This window comes from Streptomyces cylindrosporus (genome assembly GCF_022698165.1).
Taxonomy (GTDB): Bacteria; Actinomycetota; Actinomycetes; order Streptomycetales; family Streptomycetaceae; genus Streptomyces; species Streptomyces cylindrosporus.
Map to the genome: position 1 here is coordinate 1 of NZ_JALDAY010000002.1, position 23,014 is coordinate 23,014.

At 71.2% G+C, this 23,014-nt stretch carries 22 protein-coding genes; 11 read left to right on the forward strand and 11 right to left on the reverse strand.

The annotated features are described in order from the left end of the window. The 3 genes from MQP27_RS04960 to MQP27_RS04970 form a co-directional block, all read right to left on the reverse strand. Positions 1–739 (reverse strand): dioxygenase family protein (locus tag MQP27_RS04960; RefSeq protein ID WP_242761446.1); only part of this gene is annotated, 739 nt, incomplete at its 3' end. A gap of 25 nt (positions 740–764) precedes the next feature. Further along, positions 765–1,358 carry a hypothetical protein gene (locus MQP27_RS04965; RefSeq protein ID WP_242761453.1) on the reverse strand — a complete coding sequence of 198 codons (594 nt, stop codon included), beginning with the start codon at positions 1,356–1,358 and terminating at the stop codon, positions 765–767. A 41-nt stretch (positions 1,359–1,399) separates the two neighbouring features. After that, positions 1,400–1,912 (reverse strand): hypothetical protein, encoded by a 513-nt coding sequence (locus MQP27_RS04970; protein ID WP_242761492.1) that lies wholly within the window; start codon positions 1,910–1,912, stop codon positions 1,400–1,402. Between the two features lie 122 nt (positions 1,913–2,034). Here MQP27_RS04970 and MQP27_RS04975 point away from each other — a divergent pair, with 122 nt between their 5' ends. Continuing rightward, complete coding sequence (locus MQP27_RS04975; RefSeq protein WP_242761495.1) at positions 2,035–2,379, forward strand: cupin domain-containing protein; 345 nt, start codon at positions 2,035–2,037, stop codon at positions 2,377–2,379. Here the strand turns inward: MQP27_RS04975 and MQP27_RS04980 are convergent. Together MQP27_RS04980 and MQP27_RS04985 are read right to left on the reverse strand one after the other, a co-directional pair. Next, on the reverse strand, positions 2,369–2,968 hold the full coding sequence (locus tag MQP27_RS04980; RefSeq protein WP_242761509.1) for a poly-gamma-glutamate hydrolase family protein: 600 nt from the start codon (positions 2,966–2,968) through the stop codon (positions 2,369–2,371). The genes MQP27_RS04975 and MQP27_RS04980 overlap by 11 nt on opposite strands. Further along, on the reverse strand, positions 2,965–4,011 hold the full coding sequence (locus tag MQP27_RS04985) for a LacI family DNA-binding transcriptional regulator (RefSeq protein WP_242761522.1): 1,047 nt from the start codon (positions 4,009–4,011) through the stop codon (positions 2,965–2,967). The genes MQP27_RS04980 and MQP27_RS04985 overlap by 4 nt, the downstream gene beginning before the upstream one ends. Positions 4,012–4,139: 128 nt before the next feature. Here MQP27_RS04985 and MQP27_RS04990 point away from each other — a divergent pair, with 128 nt between their 5' ends. From MQP27_RS04990 to MQP27_RS05010, 5 genes are all read left to right on the forward strand, one after another. Continuing rightward, a complete protein-coding gene (locus tag MQP27_RS04990) occupies positions 4,140–5,303 on the forward strand; it encodes a phytanoyl-CoA dioxygenase family protein (protein ID WP_242761525.1) in 1,164 nt (387 codons plus the stop codon). Between the two features lie 16 nt (positions 5,304–5,319). Then, positions 5,320–6,096: an SDR family oxidoreductase gene (locus MQP27_RS04995; protein ID WP_242761528.1), complete on the forward strand. Its 777-nt coding sequence runs from the start codon at positions 5,320–5,322 to the stop codon at positions 6,094–6,096. A gap of 49 nt (positions 6,097–6,145) precedes the next feature. Continuing rightward, a complete protein-coding gene (locus MQP27_RS05000; protein ID WP_242761531.1) occupies positions 6,146–7,150 on the forward strand; it encodes a Gfo/Idh/MocA family protein in 1,005 nt (334 codons plus the stop codon). A 158-nt stretch (positions 7,151–7,308) separates the two neighbouring features. Continuing rightward, positions 7,309–8,604 (forward strand): protoporphyrinogen/coproporphyrinogen oxidase, encoded by a 1,296-nt coding sequence (locus MQP27_RS05005; protein ID WP_242761534.1) that lies wholly within the window; start codon positions 7,309–7,311, stop codon positions 8,602–8,604. A gap of 23 nt (positions 8,605–8,627) precedes the next feature. Beyond that, positions 8,628–9,650 (forward strand): Gfo/Idh/MocA family protein, encoded by a 1,023-nt coding sequence (locus tag MQP27_RS05010; RefSeq protein WP_242761537.1) that lies wholly within the window; start codon positions 8,628–8,630, stop codon positions 9,648–9,650. Here MQP27_RS05010 and MQP27_RS05015 read toward each other — a convergent pair. The 6 genes from MQP27_RS05015 to MQP27_RS05040 all read right to left on the reverse strand — a co-directional run bounded on the left by MQP27_RS05015 (position 9,640) and on the right by MQP27_RS05040 (position 17,087). Continuing rightward, positions 9,640–12,060 carry a hypothetical protein gene (locus tag MQP27_RS05015; RefSeq protein WP_242761539.1) on the reverse strand — a complete coding sequence of 807 codons (2,421 nt, stop codon included), beginning with the start codon at positions 12,058–12,060 and terminating at the stop codon, positions 9,640–9,642. The genes MQP27_RS05010 and MQP27_RS05015 overlap by 11 nt on opposite strands. 72 nt (positions 12,061–12,132) lie before the next feature. Further along, positions 12,133–13,152, reverse strand: coding sequence for a Gfo/Idh/MocA family protein (locus MQP27_RS05020; RefSeq protein WP_242761542.1), 1,020 nt, complete (start codon positions 13,150–13,152; stop codon positions 12,133–12,135). Positions 13,153–13,171: 19 nt separating this feature from the next. Continuing rightward, positions 13,172–14,074, reverse strand: coding sequence for a sugar phosphate isomerase/epimerase family protein (locus MQP27_RS05025; protein WP_242761545.1), 903 nt, complete (start codon positions 14,072–14,074; stop codon positions 13,172–13,174). 1 nt (position 14,075) lies between these two features. Beyond that, positions 14,076–14,987: an ATP-binding cassette domain-containing protein gene (locus MQP27_RS05030; RefSeq protein WP_242761548.1), complete on the reverse strand. Its 912-nt coding sequence runs from the start codon at positions 14,985–14,987 to the stop codon at positions 14,076–14,078. 4 nt (positions 14,988–14,991) lie between these two features. Further along, the gene (locus tag MQP27_RS05035; RefSeq protein ID WP_242763560.1) at positions 14,992–16,068 is read right to left on the reverse strand and encodes an ABC transporter permease; all 1,077 of its coding nucleotides are present in this window, start codon (positions 16,066–16,068) and stop codon (positions 14,992–14,994) included. Further along, the gene (locus tag MQP27_RS05040) at positions 16,068–17,087 is read right to left on the reverse strand and encodes a sugar ABC transporter substrate-binding protein (protein ID WP_242761551.1); all 1,020 of its coding nucleotides are present in this window, start codon (positions 17,085–17,087) and stop codon (positions 16,068–16,070) included. The genes MQP27_RS05035 and MQP27_RS05040 overlap by 1 nt, the downstream gene beginning before the upstream one ends. A 241-nt stretch (positions 17,088–17,328) precedes the next feature. On the opposite strand from MQP27_RS05040, the gene iolC reads away from it, so the two are divergent. The 5 genes from iolC to MQP27_RS05065 are packed head-to-tail and all read left to right on the forward strand — an operon-like array spanning position 17,329 to position 22,815. Next, on the forward strand, positions 17,329–18,291 hold the full coding sequence (gene iolC, locus MQP27_RS05045) for a 5-dehydro-2-deoxygluconokinase (RefSeq protein ID WP_242761554.1): 963 nt from the start codon (positions 17,329–17,331) through the stop codon (positions 18,289–18,291). Positions 18,292–18,305: 14 nt separating this feature from the next. Next, positions 18,306–19,184: a Cgl0159 family (beta/alpha)8-fold protein gene (locus MQP27_RS05050; protein ID WP_242761558.1), complete on the forward strand. Its 879-nt coding sequence runs from the start codon at positions 18,306–18,308 to the stop codon at positions 19,182–19,184. Between the two features lie 33 nt (positions 19,185–19,217). Continuing rightward, a complete protein-coding gene (iolB, locus tag MQP27_RS05055) occupies positions 19,218–20,108 on the forward strand; it encodes a 5-deoxy-glucuronate isomerase (RefSeq protein ID WP_242761581.1) in 891 nt (296 codons plus the stop codon). Continuing rightward, positions 20,108–21,988 carry a 3D-(3,5/4)-trihydroxycyclohexane-1,2-dione acylhydrolase (decyclizing) gene (gene iolD, locus MQP27_RS05060; protein ID WP_242761590.1) on the forward strand — a complete coding sequence of 627 codons (1,881 nt, stop codon included), beginning with the start codon at positions 20,108–20,110 and terminating at the stop codon, positions 21,986–21,988. Before iolB ends, iolD begins: the two co-directional genes overlap by 1 nt. A 41-nt stretch (positions 21,989–22,029) precedes the next feature. Then, on the forward strand, positions 22,030–22,815 hold the full coding sequence (locus MQP27_RS05065) for a GntR family transcriptional regulator (protein WP_242761592.1): 786 nt from the start codon (positions 22,030–22,032) through the stop codon (positions 22,813–22,815). Positions 22,816–23,014: the final 199 nt, after the last annotated feature.

The window sequence follows — 23,014 nt, forward strand, 5'->3', positions numbered from 1 at the left end:
AGTCGCTGCCCGCGACGAAGATGTGCGTGGTGACCGGGGCGTGTCCCTCGGCCGAGGCGATGAAGTGGATGTGGGCCGGGCGGTAGGGGTGACGACCGGTGGCCTTGAGCAGGTCGCCGACCGGGCCGTCCGTCGGGATGGGATACGGGCTCGGCACACAGGTCCGGAACCAGAAGCGGCCCTCCGCGTCGGCCGTGAACAGTCCGCGCCCGTTGCCCGGGGGCTGTACGTCGGGGCGCTGGACGTCGTAGAAGCCGTTGCCGTCGGCCTGCCAGACGTCGACCTCCGCGCCCGGCAAGGGAGTTCCGTCCCTGGAGAGGACCCGGCCGCTGACCACGCAGGGTTCGCCTCCGCCCACCAGGTCGATGTCCGCGCCGAGTTCCCGGACCGGGGACTCGGTCATGTGGAAGGGGCCGAGGACCGTCGACTCGGTGGCGCCGGGGGCCCGGTCGCCGTTGATCGTCTCGACGAGCATCGACAGGCCGAGCACGTCCGACAGGAGGATGAACTCCTGGCGGGTGTCCGTGCAGGTCTGCCCGGTCGCGGTGAGGAAGCCGACCGCCCGCTCCCACTCCCGCTGGGTGAGCCGGGTCTCGCGGGCGAAGGCGTGCAGATGGCGGATCAGGCCGGTGAGCAGCTCGCGCAGACGCGGGTCGGTGGTGCCGGCCAGGCTGCTCACGGCCTCGTCGGTGACCGTCGTGTCCATGGCGTCCATGGCGTCCGTGGCGTCCGTGGTCATGTCGGCTCCTTCCCGGGTTCGTCGGTCAACCGAACCAGACGAGGAGCCGTACGTGCTCGTCGCCGTGCCTGGCCGCCAGCTCCCGCATGGTTCGCCACACCTGTGCCCAGCATCCCTCGTCGGGCGGTGCGAGGAGCCGCGCCGTGGGCACCACGGGCCGGTAGACGGCGCCGTCCAGGTGGACCTCGCCGCCGGGTGGCCATTCGGGCGGGGCGAGCAGGAGGTCCCCGCCGAAGGTGGCGGCGGCGGCCTCGCGCAGGCCCGGTGTCACCCGTACGAGATCCTCGCCTTCCCGGTCTCTGCGCAGCGCGCGGTTCCAGGCGGGACCGGCGGCGAGCGGCTCGTCCCAGTCGACCGCGGCGACCTCGGGCCAGGTCGCGTACGTATGGCTGTGCTGCCAGTCGCCGACAGCCGCCTCCCGCGTCGCCTCCGAGATGTCCTGCGGCAGCCCGCGGGCGGCGAACAGCGGGCGCTGGACGTCGCCCGTTCCGCGCACGCCGAAGAGGCACTCCCAGGCGTCGTAGTCCCGCGGCGGCCGGAAGTCCAGCAGATCGGCCTCCAACTGCCAGTGTCCGTCGGCCGATCGGCACTCGATGACACCGTCGATGTCCGTCCCCACGGCGCATGACCCTACGGCAAGTCGGGCCGTCTCGGGACCGATCACTTGATGACCGCGTTCGCGACGACCACGACCACGCCGAGCAAGGCGTCCACCGCGCCGATGAGCAGGGCGGCCGGCCAGGGGCGGTGCGACCGGCGGGCGGTCACCAGGCCCAGTGCGAACAGCAGGACGATGTTCAGGACGAACGCCGCGTACTCCACGCCGTTGGGCGGCCACCAGCCCCAGCCCGCCCCCGCGAGCAGCAGCACGGTCGGCAGCACCGCCGTGACCAGGGGCCACTCGTCGACGAGGGTGTGCAGGGCGTCCCAGCGGCGGTGCGGCTCGCGCTCGGCGATGTAGTGGGCGTAGCCGTGCGCGAGGGCGGAGGCCAGAGCGGTCACCAGCAGCCACAGGGCGTCGTAGCGGCGGCTGGCCCGGGAGGTGTGGCCGTACTGGGTGAGCGCGGCGACCATGGAGCAGGCGAGTACGGAGCCGTAGACCCCGCCGAAGAGCACGGCCTCACGCGTGTCGTGCTGCCGTGGCTCGCGGGCGGCCGTGGTGGTCTGCGCCATGCCTTCCACGATCACCCGGCACCGGCCGGGCCGCCAGTCGCGACGGAGTGTCCTCCCACCTGCGCCGATACCGCACACAGTGTCGACGGCCGATCGCCTGTCGGGCTCGTTAGGGTCGGCGCATGACCCACAGCTTCGTAGTGCACATCCCCGACGCCGAGCTCGAACCCGAGCCGCTCGCCCCCGAGCAGATCGTCTCCGGCACGCCGGAGGTGACCGGGAAGGTCGTCTGGGAGTCGGCGGACGGGAAGCAGATCCGCGGCGTCTGGCAGATCACGCCGGGCGTCGTCACCGACACCGAGGCGGACGAGCTGTTCGTGGTGATCAGCGGGTCGGCGACGATCGAGGTCGAGGGCGGGCCGACCCTGACGGTCGGCCCCGGGGACATGGCGGTGCTGCGCGAGGGCGACCGTACGACGTGGACGGTGCACGAGACGCTGCGGAAGGCGTACGCCATCAATCTGTGAGCAGCCCGATGCCCTTGGTCAGGGCGTCGACGACGGACTGCGGCGGCTCGTCGGGGACGCCCGGTCGCCATCCTTGACGCCGGGTGCGGGCGGTGAGCGGGAGTTCCACCTGGACGCCGCCTCCGCGGGTCAGGTTCACCGGGTTCCTGGAGTGCAGGCCGCGCAGGTTGACGGGGATCTCCTCCAGGTCCGTGACCGTGTGGAACTCGGGGTGCAGGGCGGTCATGCCGGAGGCCAGCAGGTGCGCGGCGGGCCGGTTGGCGCCGCCGAGGAAGATGGCCCGGGGTGTCGCCCGGCGCATGTGGCCGTGCAGGGAGACCGTGACCGCCACGTGGGACAGGAAGACCCGCAGCAGTTCGCAGTGGGCCACGGCCATGCGCGGCGACGGGATGTGCACCGGCGCCGGCTTGCCCGGCTGGGTGAAGACCAGGCTGGTGGCGCCGCACCGCTCGGCCACGGAGCGCGCGAGTTCGGCCGTACCGCCCTCGTTGCTGCCGTGCAGGGCCAGCAGTCCGACCTCGCCGCCCGTGGTCAGGGTGGCGAGCAGGCGCACCCCCTCGATCTCCACCTCTTCGGTTCTCGTCGTCACTCGCCGTCCCATCGACTCGTCGCCTGCGGTGGCATGTTGTACGGCGTGACCACCTGGATCGCGGACGGCAGGGTGGGTCCGGCGGGCGGCAGGGCGCCGTGTGCGCGCATGACGATGTGGCAGGCCTCGCGCATGTCCTGGCGCAGGTCGTGGTGGAGGACGGCGGAGAGGCGGTGCTCGCGCAGCAGGCGGGTGTTGTCGTGGTCGAGGTCGTGCGCGACGAACACGGCGCACTCGCGGCCGAGTTCCTCGAAGGCGCGCAGGGTGGCGATGTTGCCGCCGCCGATCGAGTACACGGCCCGGATGGCGGGGTCGCGCCGCAGAGCGGCCCGGACGAGCTCGTACTGGGTGGCGTCCAGGCCCTGGCCCTCGGCTATCTCGACCAGGGTGCGCTCCGGGTGGAGGTGGCGCATGGCACTGCGGAAGCCCATCTCGCGCTCCTCCTCGTTGCGGAAGAAGCCGCTGCTGAGGCTGGTCAGCACGTTGCCGGGACGGTCGCCGAGCCACTGGCCCATGAGGTACGCGGCGGTCGCGCCGGCGGCCCGGTTGTCGATGCCGACATAGCCGAGCCGCGGGGTCGCGGGCAGGTCGGTGACGAGGGTGACGACCGGGATGCCCGCGTCGGTGAGGCGGCCGACGGCGGCCGCGACCTCGGGCACGTCCGGGGCCTTGAGGATCACGCCCTGGGAGCCGCGCCGCGCGATCCGGTCGAGCGTCCGGGTCAGCTCCGGCACCGGGCCAGTCTCCCGGAAGTGGAAGCGCGAGCGCACGACGGCCGGGTGCAGGGCCGGCAGCTCGGCCTCCAGGGCCGCCCGTACGGCGGTGGAGAACCGGTCGGGCGTCTGCATCACGATGTCGATCATGAACGTACGGCCCACCAGCCGGACCTGGGTGCGCTGCCGGTCGAGGTCGGCGATCGCCTGCTGGACCTCCCGCGCGGTGCTCTCGCGGACCCCGCCCCTGCCGTTGAGCACCCGGTCGACGGTCGCCTCGCTCAGACCTGCCTGACGTGCGATCTCCCGGATCGGGAAGGGGTGCCCCATGGGCCGGCTCCTTGAGGGGTTTTTGATGGCCGCCTGCTGGTTGTTCGACGGGTTTGTACTGACAAGAATGGCAGCGCGGCCCCGACCTGTCACCGGTGCCGCCGGTACCTCCCCCAGAAGGGACGACGATGTCCTCCACCTCCGTACGACGCCGTGCGTGGCTGTCCGAGCGGGACTGTGACCTCGCCGACTTCCGTGAACTCGTCGAGCGGACCACCGACCTCGCCGACTACCCGTACGCCTCCGCGGTGGAGGGCAACGCCCTGGTCTACGACAGCGAGCGGCTGCGCAAGGCGGAGCCGCGGGCGGTGCAGGCCGAGCTGGTGCAGGCCCTCGCGGACGGGCCCGGCATCGTGGTCTTCCGGGGCGCCTTCCCCGACCACCCGGTCGTCGACCGGCTCAGCGCCGTCTTCGACGCCCTGATCGCCGAGCAGCGGGCCTCGGGCGCCACCGCCGGTGACCACTTCGCCAGGCCGGGCGCCAACGACCGGGTGTGGAACGCGCTGGAGAAGGCCGCCCTGTACGACCCCGAGGCGTTCGCCGACTACTACGCCAACGACATCCTGGCGCTGGTCTCGGCGGCCTGGCTCGGCCCCGGCTACCAGGTCACCTCGCAGGTCAACGTGGTCAACCCGGGCGGACAGGCGCAGACCGTGCACCGCGACTACCACCTGGGCTTCCTCACCAACCCGGTCGCCGCCGCCTACCCGGCCCACGTCCACCTGCTCTCCCCCGTGCTCACCCTCCAGGGCGCGGTCGCCCACTGCGACATGCCCGTCGAGACGGGGCCGACGATGTACCTCCCGCACTCCCAGAAGTACGAGCCCGGCTATCTCGCCTGGCGACTGCCCGAATTCCAGGCCTACTTCGACGCCCACCACGTCCAGCTCCCCCTCGCCAAGGGTGACGCGGCCTTCTTCAACCCGGCGCTGTTCCACGCGGCCGGCACCAACCGCTCAGCGGACGTCCGGCGCATGGCCAACCTGCTCCAGGTGTCCTCCGCCTTCGGGCGGGCCATGGAGACGGTGGACCGCGAGGCCGTCGCCAACGCCGTCTTCCCCGCGCTCCTCAAGCGCAGGTCCGAGGGCGTCGGCGAGGACTGGCTGGAGCGTGTGATCGCCGCGAGCGCCGAGGGCTACCCCTTCCCCACCAATCTCGACAGCGACCCGCCGGTCGACGGACTCGCCCCGCCCTCCCAGGCGGACACGGTCCGGCGCGCGCTCGGCGAGAACTGGACTCCCGCGGCCCTCCGGGCCGAGTTGCGGGCCGGCGCCGAACGCCGGGAAAGCTGAAAGGACCCTCCACGTCATGGGACTTCTCGACGACAAGGTCGTGCTCGTCAACGGCGGCAGTCAGGGCGTCGGTGCCGCCATCGCGCGGGCCGCGGTCCGCGAGGGCGCGGTCGTGGCCGTGACCGGCCGGCGTCCGGGGCCGGGCGAGGACCTGGTGGCCGAGCTGACGGCGTCCGGCGGCAAGGCGATGTTCATCCGCGCCGACCTCGCCGACGCCGAGCAGGCGCGGACCGCCGTGGGTGACGTCGTCGCCGCGTACGGGCGGATCGACTGCCTGGTCAACTCCGCCGGGCTCACCTCGCGCGGCACGCTGCTCGACACCACGCCCGAGCTGTTCGACCAGCACATCGCGATCAACCTGAAGGCGCCGTTCTTCGCCATGCAGGCCGCGGTCGCGGACATGGTCTCCCGCAGATCGCCCGGCACGGTCGTCAACATCATCACCTCCTCGGCGCACGGCGGGCAGCCCTTCCTCGCCCCGTATGTCGCCGCGAAGGCCGGCCTGATGGGCCTGACCCGCAACGCCGCGCACGCCCACCGCTGGGACCGGGTGCGGATCAACGGCCTCAACATCGGCTGGACCGACACCGAGGGCGAGGACTCGACCCAGAAGACCTTCCACGACGCCGACGACGACTGGCGCGAGGAGGCCGCCGCGAAGCTGCCGATGGGCAAGCTCGGCCAGCCGGACGAGATCGCCGACTTCGTGGTCCTCCTGCTGTCGGAGCGCTCGGGCGTGGTGACGGGTTCGGTGATCGACTGGGACCAGAACGTACTCGGCGGACTCGACTAGGACAGGCCCTAGCCCCGCCGCTGCAACAACATCAAGGAGCTGCACCCTCATGCGTATCGGAATCCTCGGCCTCGGCCGCATCGGCGCCTTCCACGCCGAGACCCTCTCCGGACTCGACGCGGTCGAGTCGCTGGTGCTCACCGACCCGTTCGCGGACGCCGCCAAGTCGGCCGCGGAGCGGTTCGGCGGCGAGGTCGTGGACTCGCCCCAGGCCCTGCTGGCGGCCGGTGTCGACGGCATCGTGATCGCCGCCGCGACGGACGCCCACCCCGGCCTCATCCTGGCCGGCGTGGAGGCCGGCATCCCCGTCTTCTGCGAGAAGCCCGTCGCGAGGACGATGGCCGAGGGCGTGCAGGTGCTCAAGGCGGTCCAGGGCACGGACGTACCGATCCAGATCGGCTACAACCGCCGCTTCGACACCGGTTTCGTCAACGCCCGCGCGGCTGTGCAGAGCGGTGAGCTGGGCAAGCTGCACACCGTGCGCTCGACCACCCTGGACCCGGCTCCCCCGCCGGCCGCGTACATCGCCGCCTCCGGCGGCATCTTCCGCGACTGCTCCGTCCACGACTTCGACATCATCCGCTGGGTGACCCGCCGCGAGGTCGTCGAGGTGTACGCCGTCGGCGGCAACCGCGGCGCCGAGTACATCAAGGACGCGGGTGACGCCGACACCACCGGCGCGATCCTCACCCTCGACGACGGCACCATCGCCGTGGTCTCCAACTCCCGCCACAACGCCCGGGGTTACGACGTCCGCATGGAGATCCACGGCTTCGAGGACTCCATCGCCGTCGGCCTGGAGGACAAGCTCCCGCTGCGCTCGGTCGAGCCCGGCGTGACCTTCCCGGCCGGCACCCCGCACGACTTCTTCATGGACCGGTTCACCGCGGCCTACCGCGCCGAACTCACCGCGTTCACCGAGGTCGTGGCCGGGAGGAGCCCCTCGCCGTGCACGGTCGAGGACGCGCTGGAGGCCGGCTGGATCGCCGACGCGTGCACGCTGTCGCTGCACGAGCACCGGCCGGTGACCATCGCCGAGGTCCGCACCGCCTGACGGGTGCCCACAGTCCTCGTGTTCCGGGCACGGACCGGCCTCCGGTGCCCGGAACACGAGTGTGCGAACCATCACGTTGCTCTGGTCGGCCACGCCGACGGGATCTCCGGGTACGAGCATGGGACCCCGCCGACCGGATCTGCCGAGGAGCAACGCGCATGACCGAACAGCCCTTCACAGCAAGGGAGTCGAGCCCCCGCACGGTCGTCGTCATCGGCGCCGGCCCGAGCGGTCTGGCCGCCGCCCGGGAGCTGGAGCGGGCCGGACACCGGGTGACCGTCCTGGAAGAGCGGGACACGGTGGCCGGCAAGTGCGCGAGCGTGGACGTCGACGGGCGCGCCTACGACCTCGGCGGGCATATCTGCACCACCCGGTACGAACGGATCGCGGAGCTGCTGACCGAACTGGACGTGGAGACGGAGCGCACCAGCCGCTACCGCGTCCTCGACGTCGAGGGCCGCGCGGCGACCCGGCAGGCGATGTCGTTCCTGCGCGAGGAGTCCTTCCCGCGCTACCGGGCGCTGCGCGAACGGGAGTTCCCGCACATCGCCGAACCGGGCCTCGCCCACTCCGCGCGGGCACTGGCCGCCCCGGTCATCCAGTGGCTCGCCGAGCACGATCTCCGGTCCATGGCCGACTCCTTCGGCACCGGCTACACGGCGGCCGGATACGGCTACCTCGACGACGACGTGCCGGCGCTGTACTTCGTCAAGTACGCCGAGATGACCGGCCTGTTGGCCGGTCCTCCCGAACTGCTGGGCCACGCGGGCGCGTTCACCGTGGTGGGCGGGTTCGGCGCGCTGTGGCGGCGGGTCTCGGAGGAGCTGAAGGACGTGCGCTGCGGAGTGCGGGTGGCGTCGGTCGAGCGCCGCGCGGAAGGGGTACGGGTGCACACGGACGCCGGGCCGGTGGAGGCGGACGACGTCGTCCTCGCCGTCGCTCTCGACCGTGTCCTGCCGGCCCTGGACGCGGGCGCGGAGGAGCGCGACCTCGCCGCCCAGGTCCGCGCCAACGCCTACCACACCACCCTCGCCACCGCGTCCGGCCTCCCGGAGGATGCCTTCTACTTCCTCGGCGCCCACACCGCGAGCCGTGCGTCGAAGGGCCACTGCGTCTCGTACCACCACCGCTACCCGGGCAGCGACGTGCGGACCTTCTACTCCTACGGCCGCCCCGAGGAGGTCGGCGCGCTGCTGCGGGAGGACGTCGCCGGGCTCGGCGGGCGTCTGGAGCAGGTGCATCTGGAGCGCGCGTGGGCGTTCATGCCGCACTTCGGGAGCGCCGACCTCGCGGACGGCGCCCTGGACCGGCTGGAGGCCCTGCAGGGCCGTGACCGCACCTACTACGTGGGCGGGCTGCCCGCCTTCGAGCTGATCGAGTGCGCCGTCGCCCACGCCCAGGACCTCGTCCGCCGCCACTTCCCGCCGACGGGCGGCACACTGACACTGCCGTAACGGATCAAGGAGGGACCGACGTCATGAGCGAGACGAGCCGGGAACCACTGCGCATCGGAGTACTGGGCGCCGCGCGGATCACCGAGCGTGCCCTTATCGACCCGGCGCGGACCACCGGGCACCGCGTCGTCGCGGTGGCCGCCCGCGACCGGTCCCGCGCGGAGGCCTTCGCCGCCGAGCACGGCGTGGAGCGGGTCGCCGGTTCGTACGCCGAACTGCTCGCCGATCCCGAGGTCGAGGTCGTCTACAACCCCCTGGCGAACGGCCTGCACGGCCCGTGGAACCTCGCCGCGCTCGCGGCCGGCAAGCACGTCCTGTCGGAGAAGCCGTCGGCGAGCAACGCCGAGGAGGCGGCCGAGGTACGGGAGGCGGTGGCCAAGGCCGGCACGGTCTTCATGGAGGGCTTCCACTACCTCTTCCACCCCGTCACCCGGCGTCTGCACGAGATCCTCGCCGACGGCGAACTGGGCGACCTGCGAAGGGTGGAGACGACGGTCGCGATCCCGCCGCCCGCGGACACCGACCCGCGCTGGTCCCTGCCGCTCGCCGGCGGCTCCATGATGGACCTGGGCTGTTACGGCCTGCACGCCATGCGGATGCTGGCTCCTTGGGCGGGCGGCGCACCGCGGCTGCAGTCCGCGGAGGGCGAGGACAGGGAAGGAGCGCCGGGGGTCGACGAGTGGCTGGAGGCCGTCCTGTCCTTCCCCGACGGCGCCCAGGGTTCCGCCTGTTGCCACATGTCGTACGACAAGCTGGAGATGAGCTGCCTCATCGTGGGCACGAGAGGCGAGGCCCTCGCCCCGAACTTCGTCCTCCCCCACCTCGACGACCGGCTCGTGGTCCGTACGGCGGAGGGCGAGCGGACGGAACGGCTCGGCACCCGGTCCTCGTACACCTACCAGCTGGAGGCGTTCGCGGCGCGGGTCCGCGAGGGCGCGCCGCTTTCCCTGGACGCGGACGACGCGCTGGCGACGATGAGGCTGATCGACGAGTGCTACCGGGCCGCGGGCTTCGAGCCGCGGCCCCGGACGACGATCAGGCGTTGAACGGCTGGATCTTCGCGGCGAGTCGGCGAACGAGGGCGTCGAAGGCCGGGTCCGCGTAGTAGGCGCTGTGGCCGAGCATCGGGGTGGCGGGGGCGTTGTCGGAGGGTACGACGGTTCGTGGGTCGCGGAGTTGGTGTTCGGGGCCCAGTTGGCGCCACCAAGGCTCCGCCTCCGGGGTCGGATTGGGATCGGCTTCGACCGGATGTCCGTCGATCGTCCGCCAAGCGGTGACGGGCAGCACGGGGTCGACCTTTCCCGAGGCGGGATACGCGAGGGCCGGCCCGCCGATGGGGTCGGTCCAGCGGTGCAGGTTGTACCAGCGGTCCTTGAGCTTGTCCGCGTACAGGTCTTTGAGGGTGTCGTGGCCGACGTAGGCCGGGAACAACCTGGAGTACGCCCACATGAGTTGGGAGCCGTAGGTGAGCAGCGCGAGCCGCTTGCGGGCCTCGTCCGGTGTGGCGAGGACCGCCGCCGCGCAGATCAGGCTGCCCTGGCTGTGTCCGGAGAGCACGACCGTGTCTCCGGCCGCGGTCCTGTCCTCCACTCGCTTGACGAGCCCCAGCACCGCGCGGCCTCCGTACGGCGGTGGCACGATCGGGTGGGTCAAGCGGGGCCAGAACGCGAGCAGGTCCCAGATGATGCCGACGGTGCGCCGCCAGGTGGGGTTGCGGAAGGCGCGCATGCCGAGGAAGGCGAGGCCGGCGGCGAGGGCGGTGAGGGTCCAGGTGCCGAGGACCTCGTCGACGAAGGTGAAGAAGAGGCGGGGGTTGCGTCCGGTGTAGACGTGGTCCTTCAGCCACCCGGGCACGGGGTCCGGTCCGGGCGGCACCGCCAGGGCGCCGAGCACTCCTTGCGCGACGGCGGCGACCCATCCGGCAACTCCGATGGCACACAGCCAGGTCGGCAGCCGGTACTTGAGACGGGCCCGTTGCCATGCCTTGCGGATGAGGGTGACGGTGCGGTCCTCCGGCTGTGCCTTGTTCGGGTACTCCTGCACGATCCGATCCGGGAAGGTCACGCCGTTCGGCCACCGCGGGTGGATCGCACGCCAGAAGAGGCAGCCGGCGGCGACGGCTACGAGGGGCACGATGAGCAACCCCCACAGCAGGGTCGTCACATGGAACAGGTCCGGCAGGTCCAGGGGCTGCCGGATGTCCCTGAGCCGGTCGCGGTGGCCGAACAGACGCGCCGTCTGGAGGATGAGGCCCGAGGTGAAGCCGGTCGCCAGCAGTACGGCGAAGCCGGTCAGGACGGTGCAGGTCATGCCCCGCCACAGCCGCCGGTACGGCTCCGGCACATCGGCGGGCTCGTATCCGCGGACCAGGAACAGGTTCGCCAGCGCGAGCGCCACCAACAGCAGGGCCGCACAGGCGTAGTACACCTGGAAGGCCCAGTCGAAGCCGGTCAGCCACACGGGTAGCCGCCCCCGGCTGCCACCGGCGTGCCCGCCACCGACCAGGGCGGCGGCCGCGAAGACCGCCCAGGCCACGCCGTAGACCACACGGTAGAAGCTCGGCACGGCATTGGGGTCGGTCACCGCGTCCACCTTGTCCAGACCCGGCGTCCGTCCGGCCGCGGTGACCACCAGGCACAGGACGGCGATCGCGCAGGCGATCCAGAACAGGACCCACAGCACGGGCCGGGGCCAGCCCCGCGCGGCCTGGAGACCGGACACGTAGTGCGTGGAGAGATGGGCGACGAGCATCGTCACCACGGCCAGGGAGGCGGTCAGGTGCAGTCGGCGCAGCAGCGCGGTGCGCGGCTTCGGCATCCAGAAGTCCCTGTCCCCCAGTCGGGGGCGGGTCTCGCCGGACTGCTCCCGCTTGGACAGGACGGGAGGGTACAGGTACACCTTCGAGCTGATGCGGTCGAGGACCAGCACCATCGCCGCGGGCACCAGCGCCGCACACGCCAGCCGAAAGTGCCAGCCGTAGTGCTGATCGGTCAGGAACAGCAGCTTCTTCGAGCAGTTCGGATCCGCGCCGCACTGCCACGCGGCCTGATCGACCGCCACGAAGGTCACGGCGGTGACCAGCAGCAGAGTCATGACCAGGCCCAGCAGCCGCAACAATGCCTCGGCCACCCCGAGGACACGGTCCTGCGCCTTCTTCCCGGCAGGGTCGGGCAGCGTGAACCCGGCCAGGTTGATCACCCCGAGCGGAGCCATCAGCAGCCATACGGCCTTGGACACCGAGCCCGAGGTCATGGCGCCCCAGCGGAACGCCTCGCAGCGGACGTCCGACTCGGGCCGGGTGTCGGGAAGTCGGTAGAACCCCGCCAGGTCGTCACCGTCGACCTGGCGGACGTCGCTGATCTCCAGCAGGCTCTCCACGGGCGTCCCGCTGACGCCGTGCACGCGGATCTCCACGGTCTCCGCGGATACCGCCGCGGCCGGAGCGGTTTCGGTCACGGCGACAGCGTGACGCGGCGAAGGAGGCCGGTCCATCACGCAATCGGGCGATATTTCAACGCCGTTGGGCCGTCAGCGGTACAGCGCCGGCCGCTCCGCCAGCTCCACCTCCACCCGGCCGCCCTCCGTCAGCGCCCGCACCCCCGCCTCGCACACCGCGGCCACCGCGTAGCCGTCCCACACGCTCGGGCCGGTGACCTCGCCCCGGCGGGTGGCGTCGACCCAGGCCTGCACCTCGCGGTCGTAGGCGTCGGCGAAGCGTTCCACGAAGTCCTGGGCGATGGTGCCGCCCCACCGCCCGGCCATGTTGGTGACCATTGCGTGCCCGTCGCCGATGCGGGCGGTGCCGCGTTCGCAGACCACCTCCGCCTGGACCTGGTAGCCGAAGCCGCAGTTGACGAAGATCTCGACGTCGACGACCGCGCCGCCGTCGGTCTCGAAGACGACGAACTGAGGGTCCTGCACCCCGTCCGGGGCGTTCGCGGACGGCGTCGGGCGCAGCACCGTGACCGCGGTGATCTCCTGCCCGAGCAGCCACCGGGTCACGTCCATCTCGTGCACCACGGAGTCGTTGATCAGCATCTCGCTGTGCCAGCCGGGCGGCGAGGCGACGTTGCGGTGCCGGTTGTGCAGCATGAGCGGCCGGCCCAACTGCCCTGTCTCCAAGAGGGCCTTGAGCCTCATGTACTCGGCGTCGTAGCGCCGCATGAAGCCGACCTGGACCCGGCGCCGGCCGAGCCGCTGCTCGGCCTCCATGACGCGCAGGGCGGACGCCGCGTCCGGGGTGAGCGGCTTCTCGCACAGCACGGGCAGGTCGTGCTCGAACGCCGCCAGCAGGGCCGCCTCGTGGGCGGGCCCCGGGGAGGCGATCAGCACGGCGTCGACGTCGGCCGCCGCCATCGCGGCGGTCGGGTCGGTGTAGGCGGTGCAGCCGTCGACGCGGTCCGCGACGGCCTTGGCGCGTTCCGCGTCGACGTCCACGACAGCGGTCACCGTGGCCCCGCTGACGACTTCCTGGATACGGCGGACATGGTCGGCGCCCATCTTTCCGGTGCCGACGACGGCGACTTGCAGCGTTCCCGGCTGAGCCATGGTCGTCCCCCTCGCTTCGTCAGGCGCCGCAGGACCTCAGGAACTTGCGGGTGCGCACCGCGATCGGCAGCGGCTTGTCCGGCTCGCAGGGGTACATGTCCTGCTCGACGATGGCGAACAGCTCCACGCCGAGCCGCTGCGCCGCCTCCAGGACCGGCCCCAACTCCGGTACGCCCGCGGGCGGTTCGCACATGACGCCCCGCGCCACGGCGGGCCCGAACGGTGTGCCCTTGGCCTGTACGTCGGCCAGGATCGCCGGGTCCACCTGCTTGAGGTGCAGATAGCCGATCCGTTCGCCGTACGCCTCGATCAGCTTGACGCTGTCGCCGCCGCAGTAGGCGTAGTGGCCGGTGTCCAGGCACAGGTTGACGAGCTCGGTGTCGGTCGAGTCCAGGAAGCGCTCGACGTGGTCCTCGGTGTCGATGTGCGTGTCCGCGTGCGGGTGCACGACGAGTTCGAGGCCGTACGTCTCCTTCACCTCGTGCCCGAGGCGTTCCATGCCCTTGGTGAGGTGGGCCCACTGCTCGCCGGTCAGCTCGGCCGGCTCCAGGATCTCGGCCGTCTTGTCGTCCCGCCAGAAGGACGGGATGACGACGAGGTGCCGCGCGCCCATCGCCTGGGTGAGCGCGGCCACCTGGCTGACGTGCTCCCAGGTGGACTCCCAGACCGACGGACCGCGGTGCAGGCCGGTGAAGACCGTGCCGGCCGACACCTTCAGATCGCGCTTGGCGATCTCGTCGGTCAACCGAGCGGGGTCGGTGGGCAGATAGCCGTACGGACCCAACTCGATCCACGAGTAGCCGGCCTCGGAGACCTCGTCCAGGAAGCGTTCCCAGGGCACCTGCCGGGGGTCGTTCGGGAACCAGACGCCCCAGGAGTCGGGGGCCGAGCCGACCCGGATGCGGTCGAGGGCGTTCACCATGTCAGGCGGCTCCTTCCGAGGAGGCGACGGGTGCGGTGAGGTCCTCCTCCTCGGGGAGTTCCTCGACGTCGACGCCGCGGACCTGGGCCAACTCGTGCTTGAGGGCCGCGAGTTCGGCGCCGCCGGCCATGTGGTTGGTGAGTTCTTCCAGGCTGACCTCGCTGCGGGAGGCGGACAGCTCCATGGTGCCCAGGCGCAGCACGCTGAAGTGGTCGCCGACCATGTAGGCGTGGTGCGGGTTGTGGGTGATGAAGATGACGCCCAGGCCGCGGTCGCGGGCGGCGGCGATGTACTTCAGCACGACCCCGGACTGCTTGACGCCGAGGGCGGCGGTGGGCTCGTCCAGGATGAGGACGCGGGCGCCGAAGTAGACGGCGCGGGCGATGGCCACGCACTGGCGCTGGCCGCCGGACAGCGTGCCGATGGGCTGTTCCAGGTTGTCCAGGACGATGCCCATGTTGCGCAGTTCCTGATCCGCGGTCTGCTTCATCTTCTCGATGTCGAGACGGCGCAGGGGCCAGGGGCCCTTGGTCATCTCGGAGCCGAGGAAGAAGTTGCGCCACACCGGCATCAGCGGGACGACGGCGAGGTCCTGATAGACCGTGGCGATGCCCTTGTCCAGGGCGTCGCGCGGGGTGGAGAAGCGCACCGGGGTGCCATCGACGAGGAATTCGCCCTCGGTGTGCTGGTGCAACCCCGAGATGATCTTGATCAGGGTCGACTTGCCGGCGCCGTTGTCGCCCAGCACGCAGGTGACCTGGCTGGGGAACACCTTCAGGCTGACCCCGTGCAGGGCGCGGATGTTGCCGTACGCCTTGCCCGCGTTGCGCAGTTCGACGATCGGGCCGTCCTCGCCCTCGGGCGCGACGTCGGGGAGGATGGCTCCGTGGGTTCCGGATTCGTTCGTGGTCATCGGGTCACCTCCTGGTCGCCGACTGGCGGACCCACAGATTGATCAGGACGGCGCCCAGCAGCATGACGCCCAGAAAGGCCTTGAACCAGTCCGGGTTCCAGCCCGCGAAGACGATGCCCTGGTTGACCATGCCGAACATGAAGGCACCGAAGACCGGACCGATCGCCGAGCCGTAGCCGCCGGTCAGCAGACACCCGCCGATCACGGCCGCCGCGATGTAGATCAGCTCCTGGCCCACCCCCTCACCCGACTGCACGGTGTTGAAGGTGAAGAGCTGGTGCATGCCCACGAACCAGGCGCCCAGGCCGACCAGCATGAACAGGGAGATCTTGGTGAACGTCACGGGCACGCCGACCGCCCGCGCCGACTCCTTGTTGCCGCCGACCGCGAAGATCCAGTTGCCGTACTTGGTGCGCAGCAGCACCCAGGTGGCGATGGCCGCGAAGACCAGCCAGTAGAAGACCGTGATCTTCACCTGGACCCCGCCGATGTCGAAGGACGAGGCGAAGACCTTGCGGGCCTGCTCGAAGCCGTCCATGTTGCTGATGTCGTCGGTGGCGACGTTGGTGGTGACCAGCTTGGTCACCGCGAGGTTGGCGCCCTGCAGGATCAGGAAGGTGCCCAGGGTGACCAGGAAGCTGGGCAGCCCGGTCTTGACGACCATCCAGCCGTTGAAGAAACCGACCGCCAGCGAGACCAGCAGGGCGACGAACACTCCCGCCCACACGTTCAGCGTGAGCTGGTAGCTCAGCATGCTCGCGGTGAGCGCCGAGGTGATCACCGCGACGCCGGACGACAGGTCGAACTCGCCGCCGATCATCAGCAGCGCCACCGGCAGGGCCATGATGCCGATGGTCGAGGACTGGTACAGCACCGTGGCCATCGCGCTGCCGTCGCGCACCGGCGGGGCGGCGATCAGGAAGAACACGTAGACGGCGGCGGCACCGAGGAACACGCCCACCTCGGGGCGGGCCAACAGCCGCAGGGCCAGGGGCCGTTCGGCGGTCCGCCCGTCGGTCTCCTTCGGGCCGGGGGCCGGCGGTGTGGTCACCGCCGGCTCGGCATGCTGGGTCATGCTGATCACCGAGTGCCCTTCGCGGCGAACTTCGCGACCGCCTCGACGTTCGACTTGTCGACGAAGGCCGGGCCGGTCAGCACGGGCTGCTCACCGCCGCCGCTGTAGTTGCCGTTGTTCTTGTAGAGCCACAGCGAGTCCACCGCGAGGTAGCCCTGGAGGTACGGCTGCTGGTCCACCGCGAACTGGATCGTGCCCTTGCTGATGGCGGTCGTGAGGTCCTTGTTGAGGTCGAAGGTCGCGACCTTCGCCTTGCTGCCCGCGTCGGACACCGACTGCACGGCCGTGAGCGCGAACGGGGCGCCCAGCGTGGCGACGTAGTCGATCGACGAGTCCTGCTTGAGCTTGGCGGTGATCGTCGACTTCACGGACGGCATGTCGGTGCCGTTGACGTTGAGCACCTCGGTCTTGCCCGAGAACGTGCTCTTGAGGCCGTCGCAGCGCTGGGTGAGGCCGACGTTGCCCTGCTCCTGCACGACACAGACGGCGTGCTTGGCGCCGAGGGAGTTCAGCTTCTTGCCGAACGCCTCGCCCGCCACCGTCTCGTCCTGCCCGAAGAACTCCATCAGGCCGAGCTTCTTCCAGTCGCTCACGCCGGAGTTGAGGCCCACGACGGGGATGTTGGCCGACTTCGCCTTGCCGATGACCGTCTTCATGGCGTCCGGCTTTGCGAGCGTGACGGCGATGCCGTCGACCTTCTGGTCGATCGCGTTCTGCACCAGGGTGGCCTGGTTGCCCGCGTTCGGGTCGGCGGAGTAGATCAGCTTGATGTTGTCCTTGGCGGCTGCGGCCTCGGCACCCTTGCGGACGATGTCCCAGAAGGTGTCGCCGGGCGACTGGTGGGTGACCAGCGCGACGGTCATCCGGGGCGTGGTGGCCTTGCCGGCGGAGGCGTTGGCCCCGCCTTCCTCGGACTTCTTGCCCCCGGAACTGCTGGAGCAGCCTGCGAGGGTCAGGGCGGCAACCGCGGCCACCGCGACTACGGGGGCGAGTCTGCGGGAGCGGGGCTTTGAAGAGCGGTCCATCTTTCCTGGCACCTCACTGTGCTTTGCGGGGGAAAGGGAGAAGGGGATCACGAAGATCCAGGGCCCGGGATCTTGGCATGTCCGGGTCGTCTGCCGCAAATGCGGCGGTTGCGCTGGGACGGGATCCAATCCTCTGGCGCGCCCGCTGTCAATACTTTGTTAAGACATCATTTCACAAGCAGGTCCGAATGTAAGTACAAACTATTGACAGCGCTGGTCCTCGAGGCCTACACCTGGGGACATGACCGAGCAGGCGCAGTCCCTCGACTTGATCACTATGGGCCGTATCGGAGTGGACATCTACCCTCTGCAGTCCGGCGTTCCTCTGTCGCAGGTCGAGACCTTCGGCAAGTTCCTCGGCGGTTCGGCGGCGAACGTCGCCGTGGCGGCGGCCCGCCTCGGCCGGTCCACCGCGGTGATCACCCGCACCGGGGACGACCCCTTCGGCGCCTATCTCCATCAGGCACTGAAGGAGATAGGCGTGGACGACCGCTGGGTCACACCCGTGGCCGCCCATCCGACGCCGGTGACCTTCTGCGAGATCTTCCCGCCGGACGACTTCCCTCTGTACTTCTACCGGCAGCCTAAGGCTCCTGACCTGGAGATTCACACCGAGGAGCTGGACTACTTCGCCATTCGGGCGACCAGGGTCTTCTGGATCACCGGCACCGGCCTAAGCGAGGAGCCCAGCCGCTCGGCCACGCTCGCCGCTCTCAAGGCGCGCGACAAGGCGGGCATCACGGTCTTCGACCTCGACTGGCGGCCCATGTTCTGGCGCGATCCGGAGGAGGCCCGCCCGTACTACGCGGAGGCCCTGCGGCATGCCACGGTCGCCGTCGGCAACCTCGACGAGTGCGAGGTCGCCACCGGGGTCCGCGAGCCGCAGGCCTGCGCCGAGGCGCTGCTGGCGGCGGGCGTGGAGCTGGCGGTCGTCAAGCAGGGCCCCAAGGGCGTGCTCGCGGTGCACCGGGACGGCAGCAGCGCGGAGGTCCCGCCGGTGCCGGTCGAGGTGGCGAACGGGCTGGGCGCGGGCGACGCCTTCGGCGGTTCCCTCGTGCACGGGCTGCTTTCCGGCTGGGATTTGGCCGAAACCATGCGGTACGCCAATGCGGCCGGCGCCCTCGTCGCCTCCCGTCTCGCCTGCTCCTCCGCGATGCCCACCCCGGCCGAGGTCTACGACCTCCTCGCGCGCGCGACTCCCTGAAACGGAGCTTCCACTTGTCCCTCAGCATCCCCGACCTCGTCTCGGTCCGGGCCCGGCACCCGGAGGCCGTGGCCGAGGCGGCCGCCCGGCGCGCCCGCAGGCCCCTCCTGGGCGACCGTGGCCGACTGATGATCGTGGCCGCCGACCACCCGGCCCGCGGCGCGCTCGGCGTCGGCGGCCGCAGGCTCGCCATGGCCAACCGGGCCGACCTGCTGGAACGTCTCTGCATCGCGCTGTCGCGGCCCGGCGTCGACGGGGTGCTGGCCACGGCCGACATCCTGGAGGACCTGCTCCTGCTCGGGGTGCTGGAGAACAAGGTGGTGATGGGCTCCATGAACCGCGGGGGCCTGGCGGGCGCCCGCTTCGAGATGGACGACCGCTTCACCGGCCACCGCGCCGAGGACATCGCCCGGCTCCGCTTCGACGCGGGCAAGCTGCTGCTCCGTATCGACTACGAGGACCCGGGTTCGCTGACCACCCTGGAGTCCACGGCCCGCGCGATCGACGACATGGCGGCGCATCGACTCCCGCTGTTCGTCGAGCCGTTCCTCTCCCGTCGGATCGGCGGGAAGGTCACGAACGACCTGTCCGCCGAGGCCGTCACCAAGTCCATCGCCATCGCCTCCGGGCTCGGCGGCACCTCCGCCCACACCTGGCTGAAGCTGCCGGTGACCGAGAACCCGGACGACATGGCCGAGGTCATGGAGACGTCCACGCTGCCCGCCGTGCTGCTGGGCGGGGAGGTCGGGGACGATCAGGACGGGGCGTACGAGAAGTGGCGCAAGGCGCTGCGGCTGCCCACCGTCCTGGGCATGGTCGTCGGCCGGTCGCTGCTGTATCCGGCCGTGGGCAGTGTGGAGACGGCGGTCGACACGGCCGTCGGGCTGCTGTGACGTGCCTGTCATGACACGGACGAGGAGTGCCATATGACATACCACCTTCCCGCCGGAAAGGCCCTCGGCGGCCCCTACGTCGTCGACGTGACCCCGGAGAAGGCCGGCTGGGGCTACTCCAGCCTGCGTGTCCTGGAGCTCCCGCCGGGCGGCACGCACACCTTCGACACCGGCGAGAGCGAGTGGATCGTGCTGCCGCTGAGCGGCGGCTGCACGGTGTCGGCCGCCGACGACTTCGGCCACGACACCTTCGAACTCACCGGCCGCGACGGCGTGTTCAGCGCGGTCAGCGACTTCGCGTACGTACCGCGCGACGCCCGTACGACGGTGTCGTCCGCGGGCGGCGGTCGGTTCGCGCTGACCGGCGCCCGCTGCACCCGCCGGCTGCCCGCCCGCTACGGCCCGGCCTCCTCGGTGCCGGTGGAGCTGCGCGGCACCGGGAACTGCTCCCGGCAGGTCAACAACTTCGGTGCGGCGAGCGTCTTCGAGTGCGACAGGCTGATCGCGGTCGAGGTGATCACGCCGGGCGGCAACTGGTCGTCCTTCCCGCCGCACAAGCACGACGAGCACCGGCCCGGCGAGGAGTCCGTCCTCGAAGAGGTCTACTACTTCGAGTTCGCCGACCACGACGGCGTCCCCGGCCTCGGCTACCAGCGCGTCTCGCCCTCCGGCCAGGGCCGCAACACCGACGTACTCGCCGAAGTGCGCGGCGGGGACGTCGTGCTGATCCCCGACGGCTGGCACGGGCCCTCGATGGCGGTGCCCGGCCACCACATGTACTACCTGAACGTCATGGCGGGCCCCGAGCCCGAGCGCGCCTGGCTGATCTGCGACCACCCGGACCACGCCTGGGTCCGCTCCACCTGGCCGGACCAGCCCGTCGACCCCCGACTGCCCCTCTACACGGCCCCGGAGAAGTCCTGATGAGCACCGCCCCCACCCGCCGCCTCACCGTCGCCCAGGCACTCGTGCGGTTCCTGTCCGTCCAGTACACGGAGCGCGACGGCGTCCGGCGGCGGCTGATCGCCGGCACCTGGGGCATCTTCGGCCATGGCAACGTCGCCGGGCTCGGGCAGGCCCTCCTGGAGGCGGGCGAGGACACCATGCCGTTCCACCAGGGCCGCAACGAGCAGGCCATGGTGCACGCGGCCGTCGGCCACGCCCGCCAGCTCGACCGGCTCTCCGCGCAGGCGGTCACCACCTCCATCGGCCCCGGCGCGACGAACCTCGTCACCGGCGCCGCCCTCGCCACCATCAACCGCCTCCCGGTCCTGCTCCTGCCCGGCGACTACTTCGCGACCCGCGTCGCCGACCCGCTCCTCCAGCAACTGGAGCACCCGGTGGAGGCGGACCTGTCGGTGAACGACACCCTCCGCCCGGTGTCCCGCTACTTCGACCGCGTCACCCGCCCCGAGACCCTGATCCCCTCCGCGCTCAACGCCATGCGCGTCCTCGCCGACCCCGCCGAGACCGGCGCGGTCACCCTGGCCCTCCCCCAGGACGTGCAGGCGGAGGCGTACGACTGGCCGGAGGAGTTCTTCGCCGAGCGGGTGTGGCACGTACGGCGTCCCGCTCCCGACCCCCAGGAGCTGGCGGAGGCGGTGGCGGCGATCCGGGCCGCCGAGCGACCGCTGATCGTGGCGGGCGGCGGCATCCACCACAGCGCGGCCGAGGAGGCGCTGAAGGCGCTGGTGGACGCCACCGGCATCCCGGTCTCCTCGACCCAGGCCGGCAAGGGCTCGCTCCGCCACGACCACCCCGCCGACCTCGGCGGCATCGGCCACACCGGCACGGCGGTCTGCGACGACATCGCGCGCACGGCGGACCTGGTCATCGGCGTCGGGACGCGCTACACGGACTTCACGACCGCCTCCAACACCCTCTTCCAGAAGCCGGACGTCCGCTTCGTCAACCTCAACATCGCGGCCTTCGACGCTCACAAGCTGGCGGCGCGCACCCTCGTGTGCGACGCGCGCGCGGGGCTCACGGCGTTGACGGAGGGTCTGGCCGGGCATCGTGTGAACGCGGCTTACGAGGCCGAGTACCGGGCGGGCAAGGAACGCTGGGAAGGGGTGGTCGACGCCGCTTTCACCGCCGCCGACGAGAACGCCGTACCCACCCAGACCCAGGTGCTGGGCGCCCTGGACGCGGTCGTGGGCGACGAGGACGTGGTGATCAACGCGGCCGGCTCGCTCCCCGGCGACCTGCACAAGCTGTGGCGGGCCCGCAGCCGGCGCCAGTACCACCTGGAGTACGGCTACTCCTGCATGGGCTACGAGATCCCGGCCGGCATCGGCGTCCAGCAGGCCGCCCCCGGCACCCCGGTCTGGTCGCTGGTCGGCGACGGCACCTACCTGATGATGCCGACCGAGATCGTCACCGCAGTCCAGGAGGGCCTGCCGGTCAACCTGGTCTTGATCCAGAACCACGGCTACGCCTCCATCGGCGGCCTGTCCGAGTCGGTCGGCGGCGAGCGCTTCGGCACCGCCTACCGCTACCGGGCCGCCGACGGCACCTTCTCCGGCGCCCCGCTCCCCGTCGACCTGGCCGCCAACGCGGGCAGCCTCGGCATGGACGTACTGCGGGCCAAGACGGTCCGCGAACTGCGTGAGGCGCTCGCCGCGGCCCGCGCCTCCGACCGCCCCACCTGCGTGTACGTCGAGACCGACACGGCGACCCCGACGGCTCCCCCGGCCGAGGCCTGGTGGGACGTGCCGGTGGCCGAGACCGCCTCCCGCGAGGCCGCCGTACGGGCCCGCGAGGAGTACGACCGACAGGTCGCCGGGCAGCGCCGCCACCTGTGAACCACTGTTTCCCGGAGAACTCAACGGAGGGAGGTACGTCCATGGCGAAGACCCGTGGCGCGACCCGTGCCGCGAACGCCCCCGCGCTCGACTCCCTGGACTTCGCCCTGGACCGGGGCAGTCCGGTACCGCTCTACTACCAGCTCGCCCAGCAGCTGGAGGCGGCGATCGAGCACGGGGCACTCGCCCCGGGAAACCTCCTGGGCAACGAGATCGACCTCTCGACCCGCCTCGGCCTGTCCAGACCCACCGTCCGCCAGGCCATCCAGTCCCTGGTCGACAAGGGCCTGCTGGTGCGGCGCCGGGGCGTGGGCACGCAGGTGGTGCACAGCCAGGTCAAACGCCCCCTGGAGCTGAGCAGTCTCTACGACGACCTGGAGGCGGCCGGCCAGGGCCCGACCACCCAGGTGGTGCGCAACGAGCGCGAGGCGGCGTCCGCCGATGTCGCCGCCGCGCTCGGCATCGCCGAGGGCGGCGAGGTGATCGCCCTGGAGCGCCTGCGCCTCACCCACGGCCAGCCGGTCGCACTGCTGTGCAACTACCTCCCCGCGACCCTCCTCGACCTGGATTCGTCCCGTCTGGAGGCGACCGGCCTGTACCGGATGATGCGCACGGCCGGCATCACCCTGCACAGCGCCCGCCAGACCATCGGCGCCCGCTCCGCCACCCCCGAGGAGGCGGCCCGGCTGGACGAGCAGCCGGGCGCCGCCCTGCTGACCATGCAGCGCACGGCGTACGACGACACGGGCCGCCCGGTCGAGTACGGAACCCACATCTACCGGGCCTCCCGCTACGCCTTCGACTTCCAGCTGCTCGTCCGGCCCTGACCCGGCGCCCGCGCCCCTGTCCCCTTGACTCGGGAGGGACGAGGGGCGCAGAGTCGTACATATACGTCGTAAACATACGGCGTTACGTCACGACGTCCACCCCGCGAGGGCCGGTGAGGCACCGTGGATCAGGAGCGGCGAGCACGGGCGCGCCAGGGGGCGGGTTCGCCGTGGGCTCCGTCCACCGTCCTGGTCACCG